The organism is Romboutsia timonensis, from assembly GCF_900106845.1.
In the GTDB taxonomy this organism is placed as follows: domain Bacteria; phylum Bacillota; class Clostridia; order Peptostreptococcales; family Peptostreptococcaceae; genus Romboutsia; species Romboutsia timonensis.
In genome coordinates, this window is sequence record NZ_LT629850.1 from 1,989,365 (window position 1) to 2,015,932 (window position 26,568).

General features: G+C 24.4%; 21 protein-coding genes and 1 pseudogene. 6 read left to right on the forward strand and 16 right to left on the reverse strand.

Annotated elements, in window-relative coordinates; translation table 11 throughout:
* Positions 1–108 (forward strand): annotated as a pseudogene (locus tag BN7997_RS16465) (IS982 family transposase); the annotation flags it as partial.
* A 191-nt stretch (positions 109–299) separates the two neighbouring features.
* Here the strand turns inward: BN7997_RS16465 and BN7997_RS16245 are convergent.
* The 4 genes from BN7997_RS16245 to BN7997_RS12070 all read right to left on the reverse strand — a co-directional run bounded on the left by BN7997_RS16245 (position 300) and on the right by BN7997_RS12070 (position 3,053).
* Positions 300–434: a hypothetical protein gene (locus BN7997_RS16245; RefSeq protein WP_278335255.1), complete on the reverse strand. Its 135-nt coding sequence runs from the start codon at positions 432–434 to the stop codon at positions 300–302.
* A 515-nt stretch (positions 435–949) separates the two neighbouring features.
* Positions 950–1,276, reverse strand: a complete 327-nt coding sequence (locus BN7997_RS12060) for a Fe-S cluster assembly protein HesB (RefSeq protein WP_071121008.1) — start codon at positions 1,274–1,276, stop codon at positions 950–952.
* Between the two features lie 349 nt (positions 1,277–1,625).
* Positions 1,626–2,369, reverse strand: coding sequence for a Sir2 family NAD-dependent protein deacetylase (locus BN7997_RS12065; protein ID WP_071121009.1), 744 nt, complete (start codon positions 2,367–2,369; stop codon positions 1,626–1,628).
* Positions 2,370–2,588: 219 nt separating this feature from the next.
* The gene (locus BN7997_RS12070) at positions 2,589–3,053 is read right to left on the reverse strand and encodes a hypothetical protein (RefSeq protein ID WP_071121010.1); all 465 of its coding nucleotides are present in this window, start codon (positions 3,051–3,053) and stop codon (positions 2,589–2,591) included.
* Between the two features lie 435 nt (positions 3,054–3,488).
* Between BN7997_RS12070 and BN7997_RS12075 the strand changes: the two genes are divergently transcribed.
* Entirely contained in the window at positions 3,489–4,169 is a 681-nt protein-coding gene (locus tag BN7997_RS12075; protein WP_071121011.1) for a YczE/YyaS/YitT family protein, read from the forward strand.
* Between the two features lie 245 nt (positions 4,170–4,414).
* On the opposite strand, the gene BN7997_RS12080 is transcribed toward BN7997_RS12075, so the two are convergent.
* On the reverse strand, positions 4,415–4,876 hold the full coding sequence (locus tag BN7997_RS12080; protein ID WP_071121012.1) for a nucleoside deaminase: 462 nt from the start codon (positions 4,874–4,876) through the stop codon (positions 4,415–4,417).
* Positions 4,877–5,252: 376 nt separating this feature from the next.
* Here BN7997_RS12080 and BN7997_RS15460 point away from each other — a divergent pair, with 376 nt between their 5' ends.
* Positions 5,253–5,459, forward strand: a complete 207-nt coding sequence (locus BN7997_RS15460) for a hypothetical protein (protein ID WP_143023205.1) — start codon at positions 5,253–5,255, stop codon at positions 5,457–5,459.
* A gap of 53 nt (positions 5,460–5,512) precedes the next feature.
* Here BN7997_RS15460 and BN7997_RS12085 read toward each other — a convergent pair whose 3' ends face one another.
* On the reverse strand, positions 5,513–6,232 hold the full coding sequence (locus BN7997_RS12085) for a biosynthetic peptidoglycan transglycosylase (RefSeq protein ID WP_071121013.1): 720 nt from the start codon (positions 6,230–6,232) through the stop codon (positions 5,513–5,515).
* Between the two features lie 564 nt (positions 6,233–6,796).
* Here BN7997_RS12085 and BN7997_RS12090 point away from each other — a divergent pair.
* Positions 6,797–7,618: a nitroreductase family protein gene (locus BN7997_RS12090; RefSeq protein ID WP_071121014.1), complete on the forward strand. Its 822-nt coding sequence runs from the start codon at positions 6,797–6,799 to the stop codon at positions 7,616–7,618.
* A 93-nt stretch (positions 7,619–7,711) separates the two neighbouring features.
* Here BN7997_RS12090 and BN7997_RS12095 read toward each other — a convergent pair whose 3' ends face one another.
* The 6 genes from BN7997_RS12095 to BN7997_RS12120 all read right to left on the reverse strand — a co-directional run bounded on the left by BN7997_RS12095 (position 7,712) and on the right by BN7997_RS12120 (position 18,042).
* The gene (locus tag BN7997_RS12095) at positions 7,712–10,318 is read right to left on the reverse strand and encodes a leucine-rich repeat domain-containing protein (protein ID WP_071121015.1); all 2,607 of its coding nucleotides are present in this window, start codon (positions 10,316–10,318) and stop codon (positions 7,712–7,714) included.
* Positions 10,319–10,371: 53 nt separating this feature from the next.
* Complete coding sequence (locus BN7997_RS12100) at positions 10,372–11,346, reverse strand: IS30 family transposase (RefSeq protein ID WP_071119190.1); 975 nt, start codon at positions 11,344–11,346, stop codon at positions 10,372–10,374.
* Between the two features lie 94 nt (positions 11,347–11,440).
* Entirely contained in the window at positions 11,441–11,758 is a 318-nt protein-coding gene (locus BN7997_RS12105; protein WP_071121016.1) for a leucine-rich repeat domain-containing protein, read from the reverse strand.
* A gap of 311 nt (positions 11,759–12,069) precedes the next feature.
* Entirely contained in the window at positions 12,070–13,509 is a 1,440-nt protein-coding gene (locus BN7997_RS12110) for an FAD-dependent oxidoreductase (RefSeq protein WP_071121017.1), read from the reverse strand.
* A 188-nt stretch (positions 13,510–13,697) separates the two neighbouring features.
* Complete coding sequence (locus BN7997_RS12115; protein WP_071121018.1) at positions 13,698–16,988, reverse strand: ligand-binding sensor domain-containing protein; 3,291 nt, start codon at positions 16,986–16,988, stop codon at positions 13,698–13,700.
* Between the two features lie 232 nt (positions 16,989–17,220).
* Positions 17,221–18,042, reverse strand: coding sequence for a MerR family transcriptional regulator (locus tag BN7997_RS12120; RefSeq protein WP_071121019.1), 822 nt, complete (start codon positions 18,040–18,042; stop codon positions 17,221–17,223).
* Positions 18,043–18,133: 91 nt separating this feature from the next.
* On the opposite strand from BN7997_RS12120, the gene BN7997_RS12125 reads away from it, so the two are divergent.
* Positions 18,134–19,534, forward strand: a complete 1,401-nt coding sequence (locus tag BN7997_RS12125) for an MATE family efflux transporter (protein WP_071121020.1) — start codon at positions 18,134–18,136, stop codon at positions 19,532–19,534.
* Between the two features lie 198 nt (positions 19,535–19,732).
* Here BN7997_RS12125 and BN7997_RS12130 read toward each other — a convergent pair whose 3' ends face one another.
* The 3 genes from BN7997_RS12130 to BN7997_RS12140 all read right to left on the reverse strand — a co-directional run bounded on the left by BN7997_RS12130 (position 19,733) and on the right by BN7997_RS12140 (position 24,127).
* Positions 19,733–21,691, reverse strand: coding sequence for a sensor histidine kinase (locus tag BN7997_RS12130; RefSeq protein ID WP_083335110.1), 1,959 nt, complete (start codon positions 21,689–21,691; stop codon positions 19,733–19,735).
* 657 nt (positions 21,692–22,348) lie between these two features.
* The gene (locus BN7997_RS12135; protein WP_071121021.1) at positions 22,349–23,332 is read right to left on the reverse strand and encodes a BMP family ABC transporter substrate-binding protein; all 984 of its coding nucleotides are present in this window, start codon (positions 23,330–23,332) and stop codon (positions 22,349–22,351) included.
* Positions 23,333–23,623: 291 nt separating this feature from the next.
* Positions 23,624–24,127, reverse strand: a complete 504-nt coding sequence (locus BN7997_RS12140; RefSeq protein ID WP_071121022.1) for a DUF308 domain-containing protein — start codon at positions 24,125–24,127, stop codon at positions 23,624–23,626.
* 525 nt (positions 24,128–24,652) lie between these two features.
* Between BN7997_RS12140 and BN7997_RS12145 the strand changes: the two genes are divergently transcribed.
* Positions 24,653–25,645, forward strand: a complete 993-nt coding sequence (locus tag BN7997_RS12145; RefSeq protein WP_071121023.1) for a calcium/sodium antiporter — start codon at positions 24,653–24,655, stop codon at positions 25,643–25,645.
* Between the two features lie 142 nt (positions 25,646–25,787).
* Here the strand turns inward: BN7997_RS12145 and BN7997_RS12150 are convergent, their stop codons facing one another.
* The gene (locus BN7997_RS12150) at positions 25,788–26,402 is read right to left on the reverse strand and encodes a DUF4397 domain-containing protein (protein WP_071121024.1); all 615 of its coding nucleotides are present in this window, start codon (positions 26,400–26,402) and stop codon (positions 25,788–25,790) included.
* Positions 26,403–26,568: the final 166 nt, after the last annotated feature.

Here is a 26,568-nt window from a genome sequence, read left to right on the forward strand (position 1 = left end):
ACTAGAACCTCAATAAAAGTTTTAGCTCATAATATTTCATTTCTAATAAATAAATTGATGAAAAATGATGATTCTATGGCTAAGATAAAAAGATTAGTATTTGGTTAATATTTACAAATACTAATCTTTATGGGATATTGTTTTTGAAAAAAATCAATTTACTTTATTTGGAAAATAATTTTAACTAGCACAACAGATTAATTATAATAATTTTATAATAGATATATCTAAAAATATAATAAATAAAGATTAATAACATTATAAAAAAGGAGTGCATATAATACACTCCTTTAATTATTTTAGTGTCCGCAACCAGAGCATCCTCCGCCACATCCACCTTGATCATTTTTCATACTTTCAGGAATTACTCTAAATCCGTATCCTGTATCTTCTATAACAATATCACCATGTTGTACATATTCGTTTTTATCCATTATAAATTGTAGCCCCTCTACTTCATAAGCTACATCACTATCCTTTTGCTCATCCAGAGCAATACCAAATGATGGACCGCCTCAGCCTATGCCTGCGAAATAAACTCTTATAGTTTGAGGTCTATCTTGATTGTCTTGTAAGATGTCTTTTAACGTCTTTACTGCTGATTCTGGTAAAGTTATCTTCATTGAAATCATATCCTTTCTTATTTTTTATGAATATACATAGTATATACCTATTATATACATTTTTGCCATAAATAATCAATGCGTGTAGAACTATATTTTTATTTACTATATTTATACCCATTTTATGTAGTATTACTCATAGATTTTTATAACTAATATACTAAGTAAAAAATTCGCTTCGTTCATATTTCCAATAATCAGGTCAGTTGCTTAAAACCAATTGATTAATATTACTTAAATTTAAAAATTATATACATTTTTTAAAGTATTATAGTATATTTAAACGAAAAAAGTTACCTTAGTTTTTAAGGTAACTTATATATATCTTAGTGTCCGCAACCAGAGCATCCTCCGCCACATCCACCACCTGTGTTTTCTGGCATATTTGCAACTACTACTCTAAAACCATATCCTGTATCTTCTATAGTTACATCACCATACTTACTGTATTCAACTTCGCTCATTATAAAATGTAAACCTTCTATGTCATAGTGAACATCATCTTCTCTTTCCTCATCTAATGCTATTCCAAATGATGCTCCTGAACAACCCATTCCTGCAAAATATACTCTTATATTTTGAGGTCTTTCTTGATTATCTTTTAATATATCTTTTAATGTTTTTATTGCTGATTCTGGTAAAGTAACTTTCATAAAACCAACTCCTTTTCAAAATTTTGTATATAGAGATTATATGCTTGTTTTATCTAGTAATCAATATATATTAATATAAATTATTTTCTTGATATTATAATAATTACCCACTTTTTTTATGTGTATTCACCCATTTTTAAATTTAAAAATTGCCTTTACCTAAAAATTTCTAGCTGATACTTTTTTCTCTGACTTATTTTAAAATAATCTTACACCAATAATTATAATTGCTATTTTCCTAGAATTGTTTCCTTTAAATGATGTAAATATGCCAAAATAGATTAAAAGCTATAATAATATTTCAATAAAATACCTATAATTGTAAATTATATGTATTTTATAATTTAATTTATAATATTAAATTATTTAACTTTTCTAATACATCTATTATATCTTCTCCATAAATAGAGTAGTTTATATAATTTGCTATGCTTTCAATCGGTTCTTTATTTATAGCAACTAATTTAGCTCCTTTCTCCTTTGCCATTACAGGTAATTTGTTTATAGGCGAGATACTCATTTCTGTTCCAATTATTAGCACTATATCACTTTTATACATATTAAATAATGCTAGTTCTAGGTACTTTGGAATTTCTCCAGATAATACTATATTTGGTCTTAATGTTCCATTGCACTTTGTATACTCTTTTTCAAAATTATCATGCCCATTATTACATTTATGTGACTTTTGATAATATTTACTATTAAATTTCTTTTTACAGTTTGTGCAGTAAAAATTATTTATATTACCATGTAGTTCTATCACATTTTTTATTCCGTGATACCCATCTATATTTTGAGTTATTACTAAATCTATTATTTTTTTATTTTTCCATTCTTCTATTATATGGTGAGCTTTATTTGGTTTATTTAATGATATTTGTTTACATATATTTCTATAGTAAGATATAAAATTATTATCTGATTTATCAAAATCCTTATTACATAATTTTGATAAGTTAATACCATTATAAACCTGATTGTCAACACTTGTTTTGTAATCTATCTTTTGAGAATCTATACTAATTCCATCACCGGTTATCACAGTTGTCTTTTTAGACTCTTTTAATAAATTCGCTATTATTTCATACATATTTGTACCTCCAATATAAATTTTATATAAGTGGTGCAATATTTTATTATATGAATTGCATTTTTAAATGTTAACTTTTAATTCTATTCTTAACATCTTATGCATTAATAAAATTTATATTTTTTATAAATAATTAAAAGCTATAAAGTTTTACTTACTTTACAGCTTTATATAGAATACTATCATGTAATTACTCTTATTATTGATATAATTTATCCTTTAGTTTATTTTTATTGATATACAATCCTTTATTTTGTTGAAATTTATTTCTAAATCACCTTTATTCCACGTCTCTATTACTTTATTATCCGATGATACAAATTTTAAAGATGATTTTCCAAGTTCATTCCATAGTCTTTCAGATATTATTCTATATGTAGATTCATCATCTTCTACAAAAGAAATATTTATTAATGAAGCTACTTCTCTTTTTTCATCAAATCCGATATATACATTACTTTCTTGTTGTAGAATTTCTTTTTCATATCCTTTACCAAGTACATTTTCCACATCTATTTTGTTTTTTCCAATTAGATTTGCTAAGTCTTTTATTTCATATTCTTCAAGTTGTATATTAGATTTATTTTTTTCATTACCGTATACGTATATTTCTTCTATTATTGATACACCAGACAGTGTTATTAGCCCTGCTGCTATTAATCCAATTTTTCTTTTTAACTGCATAATAATCATCCCCACAAACTAAATTTAATTTATTTATACACTTCTTCACTTATTCTATTCTCTATAAATAAATTTGTTCCTAAATAATTTTTATTTTATAATAGTTTTTATATTCTAATCTAAGTAAACTAAATAATTTTTTTCTGAATTAATAGTTAAAATTTTTACAATTATACTTAATATTATATCTATATTTTAATACTTACATATATATAATCATCGTATATATCATCAACTATTGTAAAATTTAGCTAATACAACAAGCTAATTTATAAAAGCAAGCTCATCGTCAAAATTAAATTCCATATTATTGTTAAAAAAATAACTATAATATATTGACATTATAAACAAAGTATAATATTCTTATAAAGATGTATATTAGAGGTTATTTTGAAGATAATTGATTTAAATTAGTAATAGGGGGAGTGAGTTTATATGAAAAAATTATCCGAGACAATAAAAAAATTACTACTATTTTTGCTGGGAATGAGTATTATACAATTTGGAGTGGCTTTATTTTTAAGAATGAACATAGGTTCAGATCCATTTACAGTTTTTACACAGGGATTAGCTAATACATTAAATAACCTTGGAATGAATGTAACGACAGGAACAGCAAATAGAATAATTTTAGTAGTATTATTTAGTATAATATTATTATTAAACAAAAACCATATAAAGATCGGTACAATCATATGCGTTATTGGAGTTGGACCAATTATAGATCTGGGAATCCGTGTAGTTTCTGTTCTTCCTGTAGAATCGTATAGTTACTTATTAAAAATGTTTTTAATAGCATTAGGATGTTTTATAATTGCTATAGGATTTTCAATACTTTCTGCTACTAAAGTTGGAGTAGCACCAAATGATATAATACCTTTTATAATAAAAGAAAGAATCAACTGTGAGTATAGATGGATTAGAATTTGCATGGATGCATTTTTATTAATTGGAGGCTTTATGTTAGGAGGTACTGTTGGTGTAGGAACTATTATAGCTATGGCTACTACAGGTCCTTTTATACAACTATGCTTACCATATGGTCAAAAATTTACAGATTTTATACTTATAAATAAAGATGAATCTCAAGAAGAGTTGTCAATGAATACTTTTTAGTTATTAAAACAGAAATATCTTATTATTATAGCTAGGTAAGGTTTCTAAATTAATAATTTCTATTAACTTTAGATATAATAATATATTTTTAAGTTTATCTTAATAAAAAAGGCGTAAATAAATTTATTTACACCTTTTTGTTATTTACTCTCTAATATTTAAAATGTATACAAAATTTAAGCTCACTCAGAAATATTTCAGAGTGAGCTTATTATATAATCTTAACCTATTTAAATTTTATATGGTTAGTATTCTATCTTATCATCTTTATCTAACCACATCTTTTGAACTTCAACGCACTCTTTTCTATCCATCTCAATTAACCTTAAAGAATCTTCATTTTTATTATTTAGCCATTCGTACATGAAGTCATCTCTAAAACCTATATTCCCTGTATCTTGTGCTGTAGCTCCGTAGTATACAGTTTTAATATTAGCCCACATTATAGCGCCTAAGCACATTGGGCATGGATAAGCTGATGTATATAATTCACATCCACTTAAGTCAAATGTACTCATATTCTTACATGTATTTTTTATTGCGTTAATTTCACCATGACGAGTAGGATCATTATCAGATGTTACTGTATTATATCCTTCTCCAACTATAACTCCATCTTTAACTATTACTGATCCAAAACATCCCCCTTTATTGTTATCCATTGAGTATTTCGCTAATTCATTTGCTCTCTTCATATATTTATTCATATTATCACTCCTTTTTATATTTTATATATTCGATAAATGAAAAAGGACTATGTTCGTTAAAAACATTAAACTCTATATAATCTATGCTCTACTCAAAACCTTAGAAGTTATTTCAATAAAATATTAAATGAACCTTCAAATGTTTAGATTTGCTATTCTTTGAGGAGCTTAAAATACTCTATGTATTACTTTACTTATGATGAAGAGTAAATCTACTCACTTAAAATCTTTAGGTAGACTTTGAGTTGTTCCTGAAATATGTGGTATAAATGAGCCTATAATATTCGGTGATCCTATAGTATTTAATCCAATATTAGCTATCCCGTTTATAGTTACTCCTATTGTTACTGTATGTCTTGGATATTTAGCACAAGTTATGGGACTTATAACGCCTGGATACTTCGTTAATACATCATTTACATTATTATTTAATCAAGTATGTTTCTCTTCTATGTACTGGAGAATTGTTTTATTTACATTCGGACTTGTTCTTTTAAGTTTGGTTATATATTATCCATTCTTTAAGGTTTACGAAAAGAATATGTTAGATCAAGAATGTATAGTTAGCGATTCTGTTGCTTAAAAAATAAAACCATGTCATTTAATTGACATGGTTTTATTTTTTATATACTTTTATTACGCTAAATTAAAGTCTCTCTCAGCTAAAATATAATAATCTTCTTTATAATCAATATCTCCATACTTTTGCATAGCTGCAATTACATCTTTTTGTCTAGCCACAGCTTTATCATAATATTTCGTTGGATTATATCTCTTCGGAGATTGAGGTAGTCCTGCTAACATAGTTGCTTGTTGTAAATTTAAATCATCTGATTCTTCTCCAAAGTAGCCTTCACTAGCTTCTTTTATACCTGTATATCCATTACCATAGTTTATTATATTAGCATATATTTCAAATATTTCATTCTTAGAGTATTTTTTCTCAAGGTCATTAACTAAAAATACTTCAGATACTTTTCTTGAAAATTCTCTATCTCCATTTAGGTAAAGATTTTTAGCTAATTGTTGTGTTATTGTACTTCCACCTTGAACTATTTTTCCTGCTTGTATATTTTTTATAGTTGCTCTTGCTATCGATATAAAGTCTAATCCATGGTGTTCATAAAACCTATGATCTTCTACCGATATAATTGCATTTACAAAGTCTTTATCTATATTCTCAAACCTTACATAATTTTCATTATTCCTAATCTCTTCAATCTTTTTGTCTATACTCATATTGTTTATTGCTTGTTTATATTCAAAGTATCCATCTAATACTACTTTGCTTACTGGAATACTTATCATCATTACTATAGCTATAGAGATTATTAGATATTTATATTTATTTTTCATATCATCCCCCCTAATTGCTTTCATAATTATTTTCTTATGAAACTATTATATATTTAATTTATTAAGAAATACTATCTAATATCTTTCATTTTTATTACGTTTATTTATAAGTTATAAATTGTTAGTCTATTATATATATTCTTTATAAATATTTGTTATTACAATTTTGTAATATACTTTAGTATCTTAACAATTTATTAAATAAGAAGCATTTTTTAGTATATATGTTTCTTATTTTTTATTCTAAGAACATCCGTTCTTATGCATTGTAACATACATTCTGTAATTTTGTAAATATTTACATCTGTATTTTTATATTTATTTGTATATTATATTAAAATATATTAATTAAATCGTTGAAAGTCATTATACAACTAAATTTAATAAGTTCTTAATATATAGATAACATCTATATATACTTGTATATAATTATACTTATGAATAATTTACATTTTTTCAAAAGAGTTATTATGTTCTAACTTATATTAATAGTACTTTAGTGTATAAAAAGTATAAGTTGTTCAAATTATACAAAGTGTATATAAAATTTTAGGAGGTTATAATATGTTTATTGTAGATAAAGAAAAGTGCATAGCTTGTAAACAATGTATAAACGATTGTCCAGTAAATGATATAATTTTAAAAGATAATAAAGCTCATGTAAAAAATGAATCTTGTATAAAATGTGGTCATTGTGTTGCAATATGTCCAACTAAAGCAGTTTCTACAAACGATTATGATATGGATGATGTTATTGAATACAACAAGGAAAGTTTTACAGTTGATGCTGATAATTTATTAAACTTTATAAAATTTAGAAGAAGTATTAGAAACTTCAAGAATAAAAAAATTGAAAAAGAAAAAATAGAAAAAATTATAGAAGCAGGTAGATTTACACAAACATCAACTAACAGTCAAGATGTAAGCTATACTATAGTTATAGATAAATTAGATAAATTAAAAGATTTAGCTTTTGAGTCTTTAAATAAAAAAGGAGAATATATTCTTAATCATTTAACTCCAGAGACCGAGTATCTTAAAAGATATGCTACTCTATGGACATATTTTTATAAGTTGTATAAAGAAGACCCTATTAAGAATGATAAATTATTCTTTAACGCTCCAGCAGTTATAATTGTAGCATCTAATAATGAACTAAATGGTGCACTAGCTGCTTCTAAAATGGATCTTATGGTTGATGCTTTAGGTCTTGGTACTTTCTATAGTGGCTTTTTACAAATAGCTACTAATGATAATAATGAAATTTTAGATTTTTTACATATTAGTGATAATAAAAAGATTGTTGCTTGTATGGTAGTTGGATATCCTAATGTTAAGTACAAAAGAACTTTTCCTAGAAAAGCTGCAGATATAAAGTGGATATAATATAGATTTAGTATGTTATTTATAGTAATAAAATAACTAATATAAAAAACGTATCACTTATTTATGATACGTTTTTACGATTTATTCTAACAACTATATTTTATCTACTAAACATATATTAACTATTCCACTAAAGTCTATCCAATCATCGTCAATATTATTAAATTCAAATTGTAATTTATCTGTAGATAAATTTTCCCAAATTATTGTTTTTGTATGATTATCGTATTTTCCATTTTCTAGTATATAATCTATATCTAAATCCTCACCACCTCGTAGTTTTATAAAGCTTATATTTAAAGAATATTTATTTTCAGTATTTTTATAATCTTTTAAATCTATTTCTTGTCTTCCTAAGTCTATATATTTTATTTTCACAGGAATTTTAGATATATCACTTATCTTATTTTTATCTAATATCAAATATTCTAACTGTAATAAATCATTTAAATTGCATAATTTATATATTTTATTATTCATCAAATATAAAACCTTTAATTTATACAAGTTTTCAATTCCATTCATTGATGTTATTTTATTATGACTTAAATCTAGAACTTTTAAGTTATATAATTTTTTTAAATTACCTATTTCTTCTATATGATTGTTTCTTAAATATAAGTTTTCTAAATTATATAACTCTTCTATACCTTCTGTTGATATTATCTTATTATAACTTAAATCTAGACCTTTTAACTTATCTATACTTTTTAAGTTATTTAATCCTTTTATATTCTCTACTTTTTCAATTTCATTATTGCTTAAATCTAATATTTCTAATTTCTTTAAGTTTTCTATACCTTCCATTGATATTAAATTATTATTATATAAATATAATTCTTTTAAGTTATCTAATTTTTTTATTTCTCCTAATTCTTTTCTATTTGTATACCCCAAGTCTAATACTTCTAGGTTTGTTAAATTCTTTATTCCTTCTATTGATATTTTTTCATTACTACGCAGATATAATTCTTTTAAATTAGTTAATAACTGTATTTCTTCTCCTAACTCTTTTCTATTTGTATATCCTAAGTCTAATGCCTCTAAATGAGTTAATTCTTTTATTCCTTCTATTGATATATTTTCATTCTTTGATAAGTTTAAATTCTTTAACTTTAAGTTATATTTCAAGTTTATTATATTCCCTATTTTATTCTTACATAAATTTAAATCTTCTAACTTGTTTAGCTTATCTAAGCCTTTTATTTCTTCTATTTTACTATTTTCAGATAACTTCCCTAGATTTAAACACTTTAGCTTACTTAATTTATCTAATCCTGTTATTTCGTCTATTTTATTATCATATAGATTTAAATCTTCTAACTCTACTAACTGATCTAAACCTTTTATTTCCCTTATTAAGTTGAAAGATAAATCTAAAGTATTTAACCTTTTTAGATTTTTTAATCCTTTTATCTTAATTATTTCATTAGAAGATAAATTTAAATTTTTAAGTCTTTTTAGATTATCTAATCCCTGTATATCTACTATCTTATTATCTGATAAATTTAATTTGTGTAATTCATCTAACCACTCTAATCCTTTTATTTCTTTTATTTCATTAGAAAATAAATTTAAATTACACAATTTTTCTAACATATTTAATCCTTCTATTTTAATTATTCTATTATAAGATAAATCTAAAAATTCTAATTTTCTTAGGCTATTTAATCCTTCAATCGCCACTATTTTATTGTCTGATAAGTTTAATTTACGTAACTCATCTAACTTATCTAGGCCTTTTATTTCTCTTATTTCATTAAAAGATAAATTTAAGTCATGTAATCCTTTTAACCTATCTAACCCTTTTATCTCACTTATTCTATTATTAGAAAGGTTTAAACCATGTAATCTATTTAGCTTATCTAATCCTTTTATTTCTTCTATTCTATTATTTGATAAATTTAATTCATTTAAATCAGTTAAATTATCTAATTGTTTTATCTCCCCTATTATATTATTTGATAAGTTTAAGTTAAATATATCTACTAGGCTATTTAAACTTTTTATGTCTTTTATTTTATTATTTGATAGATTTAAATAATTTAATTTTCTTAAATCTTTTAATATATCTATAGACTCTATTTTATTATTACTTAAATCTAACCATGTTAGACTATATAATCCTTTTAATGCATCTATAGATTCTAATAGATTATTATTTAAATCCAACCATATTAATCGCTCTAATTCTTTTAAATCACCTATAAACTCTATTTTATTATTACTCAAATTTAATATCTTTAAATCTTCTAGCTTATTTAATGCCGATAAATCCTTTACTTTTGTATTACTTAACTCTAATATTTTTAAATTTTTTAATTTCTCTAGCACTAATATATTACCTATATTAGTATTATTTAAATTTAATTCATCTAGTAAAATTAATTTTTCTAATATGTCTATATTTTCTATTGGATTACAACTTAAATCTAACCATTGTAAATTAGTTAAGTTCGATAATCTAGCTATATTTTTAACTTTGTTATTATTTAAATTTAACCATTTTAAGTTAATTAATTTTGATAATTCATCTATATTTTGTATTTGATTATTACTTAAATATAATCTTTGTAAGTTAGTTAAATTCGATAATTCTTCTATGTCTTTTATTTGATTATTACTTAAATCTATACATTGCAAATTAGTTATATTTGATAATAAACTTATATCATCTATTTTATTATTATTTAAATACAATTTTTTTAAATCCTGAATTGTCAATTTAAATCAGACAAATTACTTATGAATCACTAAGCAAATGTAAGTAAGCTTTCAAATCCAGTTGCTTCTTTTATAACCTCATTTGGTGTTTTATAGTCTAGTGATTTTCTAGGTATAGAATTCCATTTATACGCAATCATATTTAATTCTTCTTGAGAATATGCAGATAAATCTGTAGACTTAGGTAAATCTTTTCTAACTATTCCATTTGAATTCTCATTTAGCCCTCTTTGACCTGGTGATCCAGGGTCTCCAAAGTAGATTTCAATATTAACTGAACTATCTTTTTCTATGTCTGACCATTTTGAAAACTCTTTACCTCTATCAAATGTAATAGTAGATATACACGACTTATGTAAAGATGATAGCCATTTGCAAATTGCTTCTTTAACATCCTCACTCTTTCTACTTGCTTTAAGTAATACAATATATTTTGAATACTTTTCTACTAAAGTAACTATAGCTGATTTTCTAGCTTTTCCTACAATAGTATCTCCCTCAAAATGGCCATATTCTATACTAGTTTTAGCATTAGGATACTTTTCATCTCTTTCATGAATTGTTTTACATGTATTAATTTTACCTCTTGTTTCGTTATGACCCTTCGGGTTATTTTTACCCTTACGTCTCAACTTATTTATATCTATTACACCTTGTTTTGCTAATTTGTATAATGTTTTTGTTGATATTTTTTCATCTTTTCCATCTATTTTATCTCTTCCTGCGATAGCATCTAAAGACCAATCATTTTCTAGCTTATTATTGATATCATCTAATTTTTCTTTGCTTAATACAATGGGCTTTCTTCCACATCTAGATTTATTTATTAGGTATTGATTATATATTTCTTGAACAGTAAGTCCTTGCATAAATAGCTTGTAATATCTGTAAACTTTATCTTTTCCAATTTTCATTCTTTGAGCGCAAGCTCTTGCTTTCACGCCTAAATAGTAATTTGCTTCTAGATTTGTTAGCTGATTTATGTTAATATGATTAAAAGACATTTTTGGTACTCCTTTTGTTGATTTTAGTAGGTTAACTAAGTATATCATAAGTGTCTTTTTTTGTTTATATATTTGTCTGATTTAATTATACAATTCAGGAATTAATTAAATCTGATAGTACTTTTATATCTTGTATTTGATTGTTGCTTAAATTCAATATTTTTAAATTAGTTAGTTCTGATAGTGTGCTTATATCTTCTATTTGATTATATCCTAAATATAATTCTTCTAAATTTATTGCATTATCTAATCCAGTTAAGTCTAAAATTCCCTTATTAGAAGCATCTAGCCATCGAAGTGATTTAATATTATCTTTTGTAATTTCACAATTTGGGTTTAAATTTAATTCATATTTTATAGCCTCTTCTAAACCTTTATCTGGTATAGTTATAACTTCATTTTTATCTGTCATTTCATACCATCTCCATGCCATGTATTGGTGAGCTTAATTTAATATTATTTATCTTTATAATATTTATAAAATAATTTTTTATCATAGTTGTTTATAGAGTAAAAAGTTATTAAGTAGAATAGATTTAATTTTACATATTAAGTCAATATTATTAGCCTTATTTTATATTTATGATTATATCACCAAATTGTTCCATTATTTAGAAAGAATGTATTAAAATTCATTTAAACGCTTTGATGTAAATATTATAAAACCGCATCATTTACTTTGATACGGTTTTTAATAATCAATGCTTAAAATATCTATTTTATCTAATTATCTATAAGATCTTTAGTTGCAGGACTTCCTATTAGTCTTCCTTTATAATCAAATCTTGATCCATGACATGGACAATCCCATGTTAATTCATCTGCATTCCAACCAAGTTGACATCCTAAATGTGGACATTTTGTTGATACTATAAATTCCTTACCGTCATTATTTTTATAAACGCCAATTTTCTCATCATTATATTCAACAATTCCAGCATGTCCATTTTTAATATGTTCTATTTTACTACTTGGAATATATATTTTTTGTGCGATAAAATTCTTGGCCGTTTCAATCATATCATTGGCAATATTACCTATTGATAATGATAAATCAAATCTTTTAGGAGAGAATATTTCTGAAAAATCATTTTCTTTATCTAATATCATATCCGATATAATCATAGCCGACACCATAGAACTTGTCATTCCCCATTTATTAAATCCTGTGGCAACATATATATTAGGTGTTTTATCAGAATATTTACCTATATAAGGTATTTTGTCTATAGTCATACAGTCTTGAGCTGACCAATGATACTTTTCTTTTGAATTTGGATATAGATCTTTTGCTATTTTTCTCAACTTATCATAGCATCCACCTTTTTCATTTTCTCCTGTTCTTTGATCTATAGCCCCTAACAATAGTAAATCTTTATAGTTTCTAAAAGAGCATCCATTTTTCTCAACATCTATGTACATACCATTAACATTATCTGCATTTTCTAAAGCTATAACATATGATCTTTCTTGGTGCATTTTCATGAAATAATATCCAGGTGCATTCATTATTGGATAATGAGTTGCTACAACTATATTATTTGCAGTTATGTTTCCCCTATTGGTGATTACTAAATTTTCTTTAATTTCTAATGCTCTGGTATTTTCATAAATAACTAAATCACTTGAAATATCTTTTAAAAATTTAAGTGGATTAAACTGTGCCTGATTATTAAATTTGACAGCTCCTTTAATTTCAAAAGGAAGATTAATACTTTCCACAAATTCTGCAGAAATACCAAGTTTATTAGCTGCTTCTACTTCTTTTTTTATGTTCTCTACTTCATTTAATGAATATACATATGCTGATTTTTCTTCAAATTCACAGTCTATTTTTCTTTCTTTAATAATTTCTTTATATTTTTTTATAGCAAGTTCATTTGCCTTTGCATATTGTCTTGCCTTTTTCTCTCCAAATTCTGATATTAATTTGTCATAAATTAAATCGTGTTGAGATGTTATCTTTGCAGTAGTATTTTTCGTATTTCCACTTGCCATTTCAGCTGCATCAATTAAAATTACATCTATACCATTTTGTTTTAGCATGTATCCTATTAATATTCCTGCCATACCTGCTCCAATAATTATGGTATCAGTTTTTATATCTTTATCTAAAACTTCTCTTTTTCTGAATTTACAACTCTCACTCCATATAGATTGCATAAATTCACCTCATTTTTATTATTTTATTTTCAAAATTATATACACAATTTATATTTTGCACATTTTCATAAATATATATAATCTCATAAAATAATTATTTTTATATGCAAAAAACCGTACCATTTATTTATTATACGGTTTTTATTGCATATTTTAAATTATATGAATTACTTTATCTATTATATATTTTAATTATTACATAGAGCATCTTCTGATATATCAGGAAGTCCTATAGTAAATTTACTTCCTTTATTAAGCTCACTTTCAAGTCTAATATATCCACCGTGAAGATCTACTATATCCTTAACAAGTGTAAGTCCAATACCACTACTAGTTGCCTTTGTAGCACCGTTTCCTTCTACTTGCGAGAATCTTTTAAATATAAACTCTTGATCTTCTTTTGATATTCCTATGCCATTATCTTCTATAGTGATTTCAATGTAGCCTTTTACTTCTTTAATATATACTCTAATTTCTCCACCTTCAGGAGTAAACTTAACTGCATTACCTAATAAGTTTATGACACATCTTTCTATTTCTGTTTCATCACAAGAAATAACTTTTTCTTCTATTTCAGGGTCAATTATAAGTGATAATCCTTTTCCCTCTATGAAATTACTCATATTAAGTGCAACTTCTTCAGCGATATATACTATGTTATTATTCTTTTTATTAATTTTATAATTCCCCGTTTCTATTTTTGAGCTATCTATTATATCATTTATTATTTTTAATAAATTTTCACAATTTCTATTTATAATCTCTATATATCCTTCAGCTTTTTTATATGTCATAGTTTTATTTCTCATCATATTATCTGTTAATTGTAATATTGATGTTATGACATTTATTGGTGTTCTAAGCTCATGAGATAAATTTACAAAATAATTATTTTTAAACTTTTCATTATTTATTATTTCTTCACTTAACTTTTTATTTTCTTCTAATTGCTTATTTAGTTTCATAGTTTTGTGATTTACTAAGTTTTGTAATATCTTAACATAATTGAATATATAAAAAGCTATTGCTAACAATACAATTATATATATTAAATAAGCTAAAGGTGTTTTCCAGATGGGACTTTTAACTCTTATATTCATACTTGTTTCTTTGGTTAAATTTCCATGTCCATCTCTAGCTCTCATTTTTAAAGTATATTTACCTGGTTCTAATGTTTTAATATTTAAATAAGACTTACGATCTACATATATCCAATTTGAATCAATTCCTTCAATCATATATTCATAGGTTATATTATTTAAATTTTCATAAATAGGTAAAAAATACTCTATTGATAAATCTTTATCATAATGCTCTAAAATTAATTCTTTATTATTATAACTAACCTTATTTTTCCCTATAAAAATATCTCCAAATACAACTTTATTCTTATTTCCAATAGGATTTTCTATATCTTCTGGATTAAAATATGTAATACCATTTGTACTTCCAAATATCATCATTCCATCTTTATTTTTTAAACTTGAATTTATGTTAAATTGATATCCATATATACCATCCATTTTGGTAAAGTTTATTATATTTGCTTTTTCTATATCAAATTTATTTAAGCCTTTATTGGTACTTATCCAAAGATTATTATCATCATCTAATAAAATTGAGTTTATAAAGTTATTAGTAAGACCTTCAGCTGTAGTATAAGAAGTAAATTTATTTGTCTTTATATTAAATTTACTTAAACCTATATTTGTTCCAATCCATAAGTTTTCAAACTTGTCAAATATCATACAATTTATATCATTATTAATTAATGAGTCACGATTCAAAGAGTCATGTGTATACTGCTTTATAACGCCCCTTTTCTTATGATATTTAACTAACCCAGTACCTGACCCACCTAGCCAAAGAATATTTTCATCTTCATAGTCTGGTAATATGTATGTTATTTTTCCCGGATTAATATTAAACTTCTTTAAGTCTTCACCATAAGAAGTTTTTTCTTCAGTCTTTATATTTACAGAACGAAAATCACTTGTATTTGAAGACCAAGCAAATTCTCCATCACTATATAAATAATTTAACTCTTCATGATATATATCTTCATATGAGCGTTTAGTAAATATACCGTTATTTATATTTACTAATATTGCATACTTATTGGTAACAACTAAAATATCATCCTCATCTATTTTATATAAACCTGTTATATACTCATTATTTAAATCTACTTTATTATCATTATTTTGACAAATTATATCTACTAAGCTCCCATCCTTTTCATCAAATATATATATTCCATAATACTTAGTAGCCATTAAATAATATCCATTATGTTGTATCATAGATACTATACTTTTATCATATAAAGTTCCTTTTTTATGATTATATTCAGTATTAAAATTAAATTGATTACCTTTATTTGCTATATTTATACCTTTATCGGTTCCAACCCATATCGTTCCATTAGAATCTTCATAAAAGCATGTTATATTATTACTAGCAAGGTTATTTACAAAAGTAGTATTCTTATTTAAATAACTACTTTTTTTATTTTGTAGAGAATATATTTTTATACCGTTACTACTAGATATCCATATATTATTATTACTGTCACTTAAAATAAATTCATTATTATAAATTTTTTTATCTTTATCTTTTTCAATATAAATACTATTTATTTTATTTTCTTTTATGTTGTAAATTTTTACTCCTGTATCATCAATAATGTATAATTCATTTTTTTTATCTTCTTTTTGATTATAGATAAAAATACCTTCTTTTGTAGAAATCCATGCATTTCCTAGATAATCAAATTCTATATTATAAACATATAAACTATTATCATATACCTTACCTTCAAAATAGTTTATCTCTAAATTTTTTTTATTTATTAGGTTTATTCCACATGTTGTTCCAACCAGTAGAGTATCATTTTCATCATTCTTTAAACATGTTATATATGAATTAGTTAATGATTTTTTATCATTTTTATCATGGTATAATGCTTCAAATTTCGAATTTTTAATATCTATCTTAATTAGACCATTTTCAGTTCCAACCCACATAATATCATCTTTATCATCTTTTAATAAAGAAGTTATTTTTAAATTAGATAACTTAGGTCCATCTATTTTTAAGTCATTAAACCTTACAATACTATCTGTATTCCTATCTATAATATCTAAGCCTAAATCAGTTCCTACCCATATATTCCCTCTAGAATCTTCCTCTATAGCATTTATATATGTTGAACTTAATGAGTTCTCTCTATCAACACTACAATTATATACTTTTATTCTTTCACCATCATATCTATTAAGTCCATCTATTGTCCCTATCCACATATAGCCTTTACTATCTTGAAATATTGATGTTACATATTCATTTGAAAGTCCTTCATCAATAGATAGTTTTTCAAAATTTCCACTTTTTAATGATTCGGCTGATACTGATATAGGAATTAAAATATTTATTATAATATACCCTAATAGTATTATTTTTGACAGTTTCCCTTTCATATATTTACTCCTTCATACCCCTAAATATATTTAATATTACTATCTAAATTTTATATTAATACATCGTATATGAATTTTCAATATTTTTAAACTTATTTTGACATTTTTATAACATATAAAAAGACTATGATATTTACTATCATCGTTCTTAATAAATTTCTCTTTAATATTTAAAACTATATTATTCTATATGATATACTTAAAAATATTGGCTAGACATTCAAATTCTAAATTACTTTAATTCAATAATTATTTCAATTAAATATTCTTCTTTGCTATTAGAAGTTAATACATCTAAAATCTCCTTTGTATAAGAATTACTTCCAATGACTAGATTATTATCCTTTGCATAAATCGTCATTTTATCATAAGTTTGTTCAATAGTATTATAATAGCCTTTATGATAACCTATAAGATACTCTCCCTTTTGTTTTACAACTAATTTATGACTATTAACTTTTTTATTAATCTTTTTTAAAATATATTCGTTATTATATCTATATTCACCACAAATCTCTTCAATTGTAATGATAGAGTATCTCGATGTATCTAACCCTTTAATAGAAGTATATTTGCTAAAATTATCCTCAAATAGCTTGTATACATCCTTATCTGTAGGATCATCTATATCTATATCTCTATAACGTAAGTAATATTCTTCTTCTTGATACTCTTTATAAATTTTATCAATTTTAACTTCACTAGCGTATTGTATTTTATCAATCCTAGATTTTAATATTCTTTTATTTTCTTTTAATCTTTTTATTTCATTTGATATTTGATTTATTTTACTTGTAAAAAGCTCTTCCATTTGCTCTGGTGTTCTACTATTTAAGTAAAACTTTATCTCATCTAATGACATACCTAACTCTTTCATCATAGATATAAAATAAAATAAATTAAGCTGACTATAAGAATAAAATCTATATCCATTCTCATCATAATAATCAGGTTTTAATAAACCAATATCATCATAATGAAATAATGTATGCTTTTTCACATTACATATCTTTGCAAATTCTCCTGTTGTAAGGGGTTTTAATTTCAATTTCATTTTTTATCACTCCTATTGACTATCGGGTTACCCTATAGATTATTATAACAAATATATTAAAATTTACATATTAATATTAGGTGATGATTTTATGAAAAATAAAAATGTAAACTTAGGTGAAGGTAGTGTTGGCAAGTTACTTATAAACCTTACTGTTCCTGCTATAATAGCCCAAATGGTTAACCTATTATATAACATTGTAGATAGAATATTTATAGGTAGAATGGCAAATGGTGAAATTGCCATGGCTGGTATTGGAGTTGCGATGCCTATTATAATGATTATATCTGCATTTAGTTATTTAATAGGTTCTGGTGGTGCTCCACTTACTGCTATTAAAATGGGAGAGAAAAACAATGATGAAGCTGAAAAAATTATGAGTAATAGCTTTTCTATGCTTCTTATAATTGGCGTTTCTCTAACAATAGTATTTTTATTATTTAAAGAGCCAATACTTTGGGCTTTTGGAGCTAGTGAAACAACTATTAATTATGCTCTAGATTATTTAACTATATATGTTATGGGTACTTTATTTGTTCAAATCGCTTTAGGTATGAATACTTTTATAAATACTCAAGGATTTGCAAAAATTGGTATGTTTACTGTTTTAATAGGCGCTGTTATAAATATAGCTCTTGATCCTATACTTATATTTACTTTTGATATGGGTGTTAAAGGAGCTGCCCTTGCAAGTATTATAGCTCAAGGTGTTTCAACTCTATTTGCTTTAAACTTCTTATTTGGTAAGAAAAGTATTTTAAAAATAAGAAAAAAATATTTAAAGTTAGATAAAAAAATAGTAGGTTCAATTTTAGCTTTAGGTATAGCACCATTTATTATGCAAGCAACTGAAAGTTTAGTTTTAGTTAGTTTAAATAACCAACTTTCAAGATTTGGTGGCGACTTAGCAATTGGTGCTATGACTATAATGAGTAGTATAATGCAAATAATAACTATGCCACTTATGGGACTTACTCAAGGTGCTCAACCTATAATAAGTTATAACTATGGTGCTAAAAATTTAGATAGAGTTAAAAAGACTTTTAAGCTTCTTTTATTAACTTGTTTATCTTATTCAACTTTAATAGTTGTATTATTAATGTTATTCCCTGATTTCTTTGTTAGTATATTTAATAATAAACCAGAACTTATGGAGATAACTACTTGGTCTATTAAAATTTATTTTGCTGGTATGTTTATATTTGGGGCTCAAATAGCTTGTCAGCAAACTTTCTTAGCTTTAGGTAGAGCAAAAATTTCTTTATTCTTAGCACTTTTAAGAAAAGTAGTTCTTTTAGTTCCATTAATATTTATACTTCCAAACTTTACGAAAAATGGACTTTTCGGTGTTCTTTTAGCAGAACCTGTTGCTGATATCATTGCTTGTGCTACTACTGTAATTAGTTTTGCAGTATTTTATAAAAATACTTTAAGTAATATGAAAACTGACGAAAGTGATATCGTATCAGCTTATTCTCATAATAACAATTAAATTTTCTTTTTAAAATGTTTTAATAAAAGAATTAGCTTTATTGTATTGTTTATACAAAGTTAATTCTTTACTTTTAATCCTCTTCATCTTCCTATTTTTATGGATGGATCTAGTAGTGCTTATAGAATATATAAGAATTAATCTATACTATTAATATTCTAAAATAGGGTGTCGTATTTCTCGACACCCTATTTTAATCTACATATATATATCCGAAAGCTCTGTTTTTATATTAAAATCTAAAACCTCACTATCATATAAAAATAATTCCTTATCTTCAATTAAATTAATAGGAAGATTTATAACAAACTCACTTCCCTCATTTTCTTTTGACTTAACGCTAATACTTCCATTGTGTAAACTAACAAATGACTTTACTATTGATAGCCCTATACCACTTCCCTCATTTTTCCTTGTCATAGTATTATCAACTTGAATAAACCTATCGAATATTTTATCTAAATACTTTTCACTCATACCTATTCCAAAGTCTCTTATACTTATTATTACATTTTCCTCTTTTTTATTTACATTAACATATATTATTCCATCAACATAAGAGAACTTAATTGCATTTGAAAGTAAATTTAACAAGACTCTTTCTATTTTAGCACAATCTAGAGCCATAACTATGTCTTCATCATTGGTATCAAATATTATTCTCAAATTTTTTGATTTTGCATATGGATTAATAGATGATATTATATCTTCTATTAAATTTACTATATTTATATTTTCTAAGTCTAATTTTAATTTATGATTATCAAACTTTTCAATATCTATTATATTATTTATAAGTCTTAATAATCTTTGACAATTACTATTAATAATTTCTATATTGTGGTTATTCTTACATTCATTATTTTTTACTTGTACAAGTTGTATAACTGACATTATAACTGTAATTGGAGTCTTTAATTCATGACTTATATTAGATACAAAATGAGCCTTTAATCTATTTGTTTCTTCTGCTGCATATTTTGCCTTTAACAATTTCTTTTCATATCTTATTTTATATCTTATATAACATATTAATGTTATAATTATACAAATCAATCCCACAAATAAGAAAATTAGGCTAATAACTATATCTGGATATTTATAAATTATATCATTAGGATTATTTAGTATTATTGAACCCTTTGGTAAATCCCATTTTTTTATATTATATTCTTTTAAAGTTTCATAATCAAATATATAATCATTAATACTATCATCTCCAATGTACAATTGTTTTGTGGTCTCTTCATTTATAATTTTAAGTAACATTTCTGTTGCACTTTTTGATTGATTATAATGATTTATAACCTTCCCTCCAATAACACCTTCAGTTATTCCATAACTTAGACATGCATAAATTGGTATTTGATTTGTATAATTTTTTATTCCTTTATTTATATCATCATAACCAAGCCATTTTACATCTTTAAAATGTATTGGATATAAACTTATTATTGCAGAGTTTTCTTCTACTTTTTTAAGTTCATGTACAAATTCATCTGATACAATATCATTAGTAATTATCCACTCAAAATTTAAATTACTATATTTTAAAGCATTGTCTTCACTTGCTTCAAATTCATTTTTCACCCTATTATCATTATCTATAAAAACAATATTTTCTACATTTTTATGGTGCTTTCGTATTAATTCTATTATCTGGTCTAAAGATTCTACCTCTCTTACCCCTGCTACATTTTTATATTTTAAAGCTCGTTCTATATTTTTTTTATCATATATTCCAAAAAATGAAGCAGGAATATCTTTAAACAAATCCTCTTTATATTTCAAATAAAATTCTAATGCATCATCATCTCCTATAAGTATTCCTTCCAAATTTTTATAGCTCGCAATACTATATTTTAACAAATTATAGAAATCACTTTCATCAACTTTGTCACTAAATGATTTTGCATTCATATATTGAACTTGTAAATTAAATTCATCCCCTAAAGTATCTTTTATTCCTTTAACTTGATCTTTAAATGAAATAAATTCTGGGCTATAAGAACTTATAAATAAAATTTCTTTCTCATATATTCCATATGATTTATTAAGATTAACAATAATCACAAATAATACTATTAAAGCCCCAACTATTTTCTTTATACTAATCATTCCCATTCCCTCTATTTTTTCATTTTTTACACTATTCATCACAAATATACTATATTTCTATTAATTTTTTTGTCGAATATTGAGTAATATTAATAAAAATTTTTTTAGATATAAATTTTTTTAATAAATTCTTTCTAAAGAACTTTAATATATTAAAACTTACCTAACTACCATACTTAATATATAAGAGTAAATCTTCAATAAAATTAATAAAAGGTAAATTTATAACAAATAAAATGAAAAATCCATAAGATCTAAGAACTAAACTTGATTTATGAATGGAGAATAGAAAATCAAAGATAAGCAGCAACACCTTATTATTAAAACATTACGATAATGATCACTTAGTAGGAGCTATAATGGAAATTTAGGAATATGAAATAATTGAAGCTTTTAAAATTTAGAATTAAAAATATAAATTATGGAAATAAAAATATTACTTATATCTTTTAAAACTACTGATAATAAAAATATGTCAGATAAATAAATATTAAGAATGCTTATATTTAATATACTATATATAGTATATTAATACTAAAAACATCCAATACAATTTATTGGATGTTTTTTATTTCACATTATATTAGAATTATTCAAAATTTAGTTTATAAAACTTTAAAGAATGGCTATATTTTAAGTAAAAAAGTAGTTACTCTTATATATAGATAAAAATAACTACCTTTTTAATTATGTTTATTATTTAGATAAAGCTTCTTTTATAGATTCTACATAATTGATTGTTTCCTCTGATAAAAGTTCTGTTTTTTCATAGTCAACTCCATCATTTTTCATGCTATAAGTTATATTAACTCCACCTTTTAAATTTCCATCAACATAACTTTTAATTGTTTCAGTTACACCTACATCAACCTTCTTTATTGCAGAAGTCAATATAGTATTTGGAGATATGTAAGATTGAGCCATATCAACAGCTACTGCATATTTACTTTTTTCTTTACAAGTTTCGTATACACCATTATTAACACCGCCTGCAGCAGTCATTATACATTCAACACCTTCATTACTCATTTGCTCTGCTATAACTCTACCTTTAGCTGCATCTGTAAAAGAGTTAGCATATTGAGTAAGTAAAGTTGCATTTGGATTAACTTCTAAAAGTCCCTTTTCAAATCCATCTCTATAATTAATTACTGCTGGAACTTCAAATCCTCCAATAAATCCAAACTTATTTGAATCTGATTGTATAGTCTTTGCTGCTACAATCCCTGCTAGATATCCAGCTTCTTTTTCATCAAAAACTATTGGAGTAACATTACTTGGTATTTCTTCAAAAGACCCATCAACTATAGCAAATTGTTGATTTGGATAGCTTTTAGCTGCATCTTCTATTGCTTTACTAAGATTAAAACCAACACCAATTATTAAATCAGATTCTAAATCTATAGCTGTTTCTATATTTTGAACATAATCTGCATCTGTATTAGATTCTAGATATTTAACTTCTATACCTAATTCTTTAGAAGCTTGTTCTGCACCTGACCAAGCTGATTCATTGAAAGAACCATCATTAACCCCACCTTTATCTAGTATTAAAGTTACTAGCACATCTTCATTTTTTTGTGATTTTTCTAAAGTTTTGTTATTAATCGAGCAACCTGTTAGCATTAAAATAAGTGCGGTAAATAATGCCCCTATTTTTATAGTTTTATTTAATATCATAAAATCCTCCCTTTTTAGATAGTTTTTAAAAATAACATTACATAAAATAATTATATATTAATAACACTAATTTGTGTCTAAAAAAGTAAAATTAGTTTAAAAAATGTAAATATTGAAAGTATAATGATAGTTATATTTTTAATTCCTAATGTATTAATTTAATCTTTACTATCTTTAATTTATTTTATTCTAAGTTATAATTGCACAAAAAGTCCCTTTGATTTATCACTTAGTGATACTTCAAAGGGACTTTCTCTTGTTTATTATAAGTTTTACTTAAATTTATTTTATTTATAATTTATACCCTAAATATATTTCAGTTACTGCTAAAACTATAAAACATACTCCTAAAATATAAGGTATATATGGTAAAACAAATACTACACTTAATGGCGCAATAAATACTATACCACCAAGTATTATAGATATAATAGATAAAATAGTTACAGCATTAAATCCAAATGTTTTATATTTAAATGCTAATATTATACTATAAATACCTTTTAGTAATATCCATATTCCAAATACTATTATAAGTGTTTCTGTTGTAGATATAGGATTAAACCATATTATAAAACCAAATAATATATCTATAATTCCTGTTAATATATAATACATTTTTGAATCTGTACCAAATGCTCTAATTATTCTTAATATACCAGCTATTATTATTAATATTCCACAAATTGTTGTAAAATTAAAAAATGCGTTTACAGGATTTATAAAAAATAATACACCTATAATAGCTAACAAAATACCTTCTAAGATAAAAATCTTATCTAAATAGCTTTTCATTGCATGCACTCCTAACTATTTTTAGTTTATTTTTAATAACTATATTAGCCTTATCTTTTCCAATATTATAAATTTCATGACTAATTCTTATATTTTATGGTTGATAATTAAAAATATTTTTGTGATATTCTAATTAATACATGAAAGTAGGAGCTAATACTCCTATCTTAAACTTCCTAGTTTATCTTTTGCTATATCTTTATTAACTCAATTATTTGCACACTTATTTTGTACAAAGTGCTCCTGTTGATTCATCAACCAAAATTATATCTTTAAATTTTCAAAATTTTGTTGCCTTTTTGTATCCTTAATCATATAATTATTATATAATTAATTAAATCCCTGAAGGGGAGTAGCTTACACTTTTAGTGTTAATCAGTCGTCATTTCAGTGTTTAAAATCACTCGGTTGATTAACAAGTTTTTATACTTGATAGCAAGACCTTCAAAATAGTTAGATATTTTTATATCTTTCTATTTTAGAGGGTCTTTTTTAATTATAAAAATAAATTTGGAGGTATGAATTTTGAATTATATTTTATTAGTAATTGGTTTTATTTTACTTGTTAAAGGTGCAGATTACTTTGTTGATGGCTCTTCAAGCATAGCAAAAAAACTAAGAATTCCATCACTGATTATAGGACTTACAATAGTTGCATTTGGAACAAGTGCTCCAGAAGCCGCTGTAAGTATTACAGCTTCTGTAAATGGTCAAAATGGTATGGCAATAGGTAATGTTATCGGTTCTAATATATTTAACTTATTAATGGTTATCGGTGCATCTGGTATTATAAAACCTTTATTGGTTGAAAAATCAATATTATCTAGAGAATTTCCATTTGTTCTTTTAACATCTATAATCTTAGTTATATTATCTTTAGACTCTTTACTTTTTAACTCTTCTATTAATATTATAAGTCGTATGGATGGTATAATTTTATTAATTTTATTCGCAGTATTCTTATATTACCTAATAAATTCTGCTATGAAAAATAGAAAAGAAAATTTATGTGATCCAGAAACTTCTGTTGATATTGATGTGAGCAATGTTAAAGCTATAGAAAAAAATAATACTATGATTAAATCTATATTAATCTCAATAATAGGTATAGCAGCAATAATATTTGGTGGAAACTTAGTTGTAAATTCAGCATCAGATATTGCTAGTAGCTTTGGTGTTAGTGACCAACTAATCGGCCTTACAGTAGTTTCAATTGGTACTTCTCTTCCAGAGTTTGTAACATCAGTTATAGCTGCTACTAAAGGGGAAAGTGATTTAGCCTTAGGTAATGTCATAGGTTCTAATATATTTAACATACTATTTGTTATTGGTGCTTCAGCTTTAATTTCTCCTATGACAGTAGATCCTAAATTAATAATAGACGGTGCTATAATGATTTTATCTACGGTATTAGTTTATTTCTATGCATATAGAAAAAATGATATTAGTAAGTTTGAAAGTATAACTTTATCATTGCTATACTTTGGATATATGGGATATTTAGTATTTACAGCTTAAATTTTAATTTGCTAAAAATCTTTTTACTATTATACAACTACTTATATTTCTTTTATTCACATAATTTTTTATCATATAATTTACTCATACGTAAAAAATAAAGCTGTATATAAGTTAATACAGCTTTATTTTTATTATATATCTATTGTGGACATGCATAAGTATTTCCATCTACTGATTGTAGAAGTTCTATATTAGGTGGATTTCCAATTATATATATTGAATATATTCTATCAGGTTTAAATTGAATATTTGATGTCACTATATCATTTCCAGTTAAGTTACCTCTTACTGATACAGTATATTGTCCTGGGTCTAAATATTCGTATAGTGTTTGATCTCTATAGTCTATATCGTCTACTACGGGCTTATCATTATAAAAAACATCTGCTATTGGTAAGTCTGGTGATAGGTTAATAAATCTCTGTACTGCTTGAGTATTTGATGTTTTTTGTTCTACATCCTCATCTACAATTATTAAAGCTTCTTGGCCTACATTTCCTGTAATAGCTAATGTAAATAAGTTTTCATCTGGTAATCTAAATGTTGTTTTTATTAATATATTTTTTGTACCAGCTTCATTTATATCAATTTTATATGGTCTATTTTCCATATATACATATGGTGTAAAGTCTTTATATTTTATATCTGAGTATAAAAGTTTATTATCAACATATATATCAACTGCTTGTTGTGAAGGTAGAACATTCAAATACCTAATTAATCCTTTATTTTCCTCTATTTTAAAGCAATCCATTTAGATTTCCCCTCCCCCTCTAAATATACTATTTTTATATATTATGTCATCTGATTTATATTGTTACCTTTAAAATCTAACTTAACTAATCTTCTCATTAAACATTTGTATCTATAAAATTTTTATTAAATGGAATAATATTTATATATTATATAAGGAGGAATTA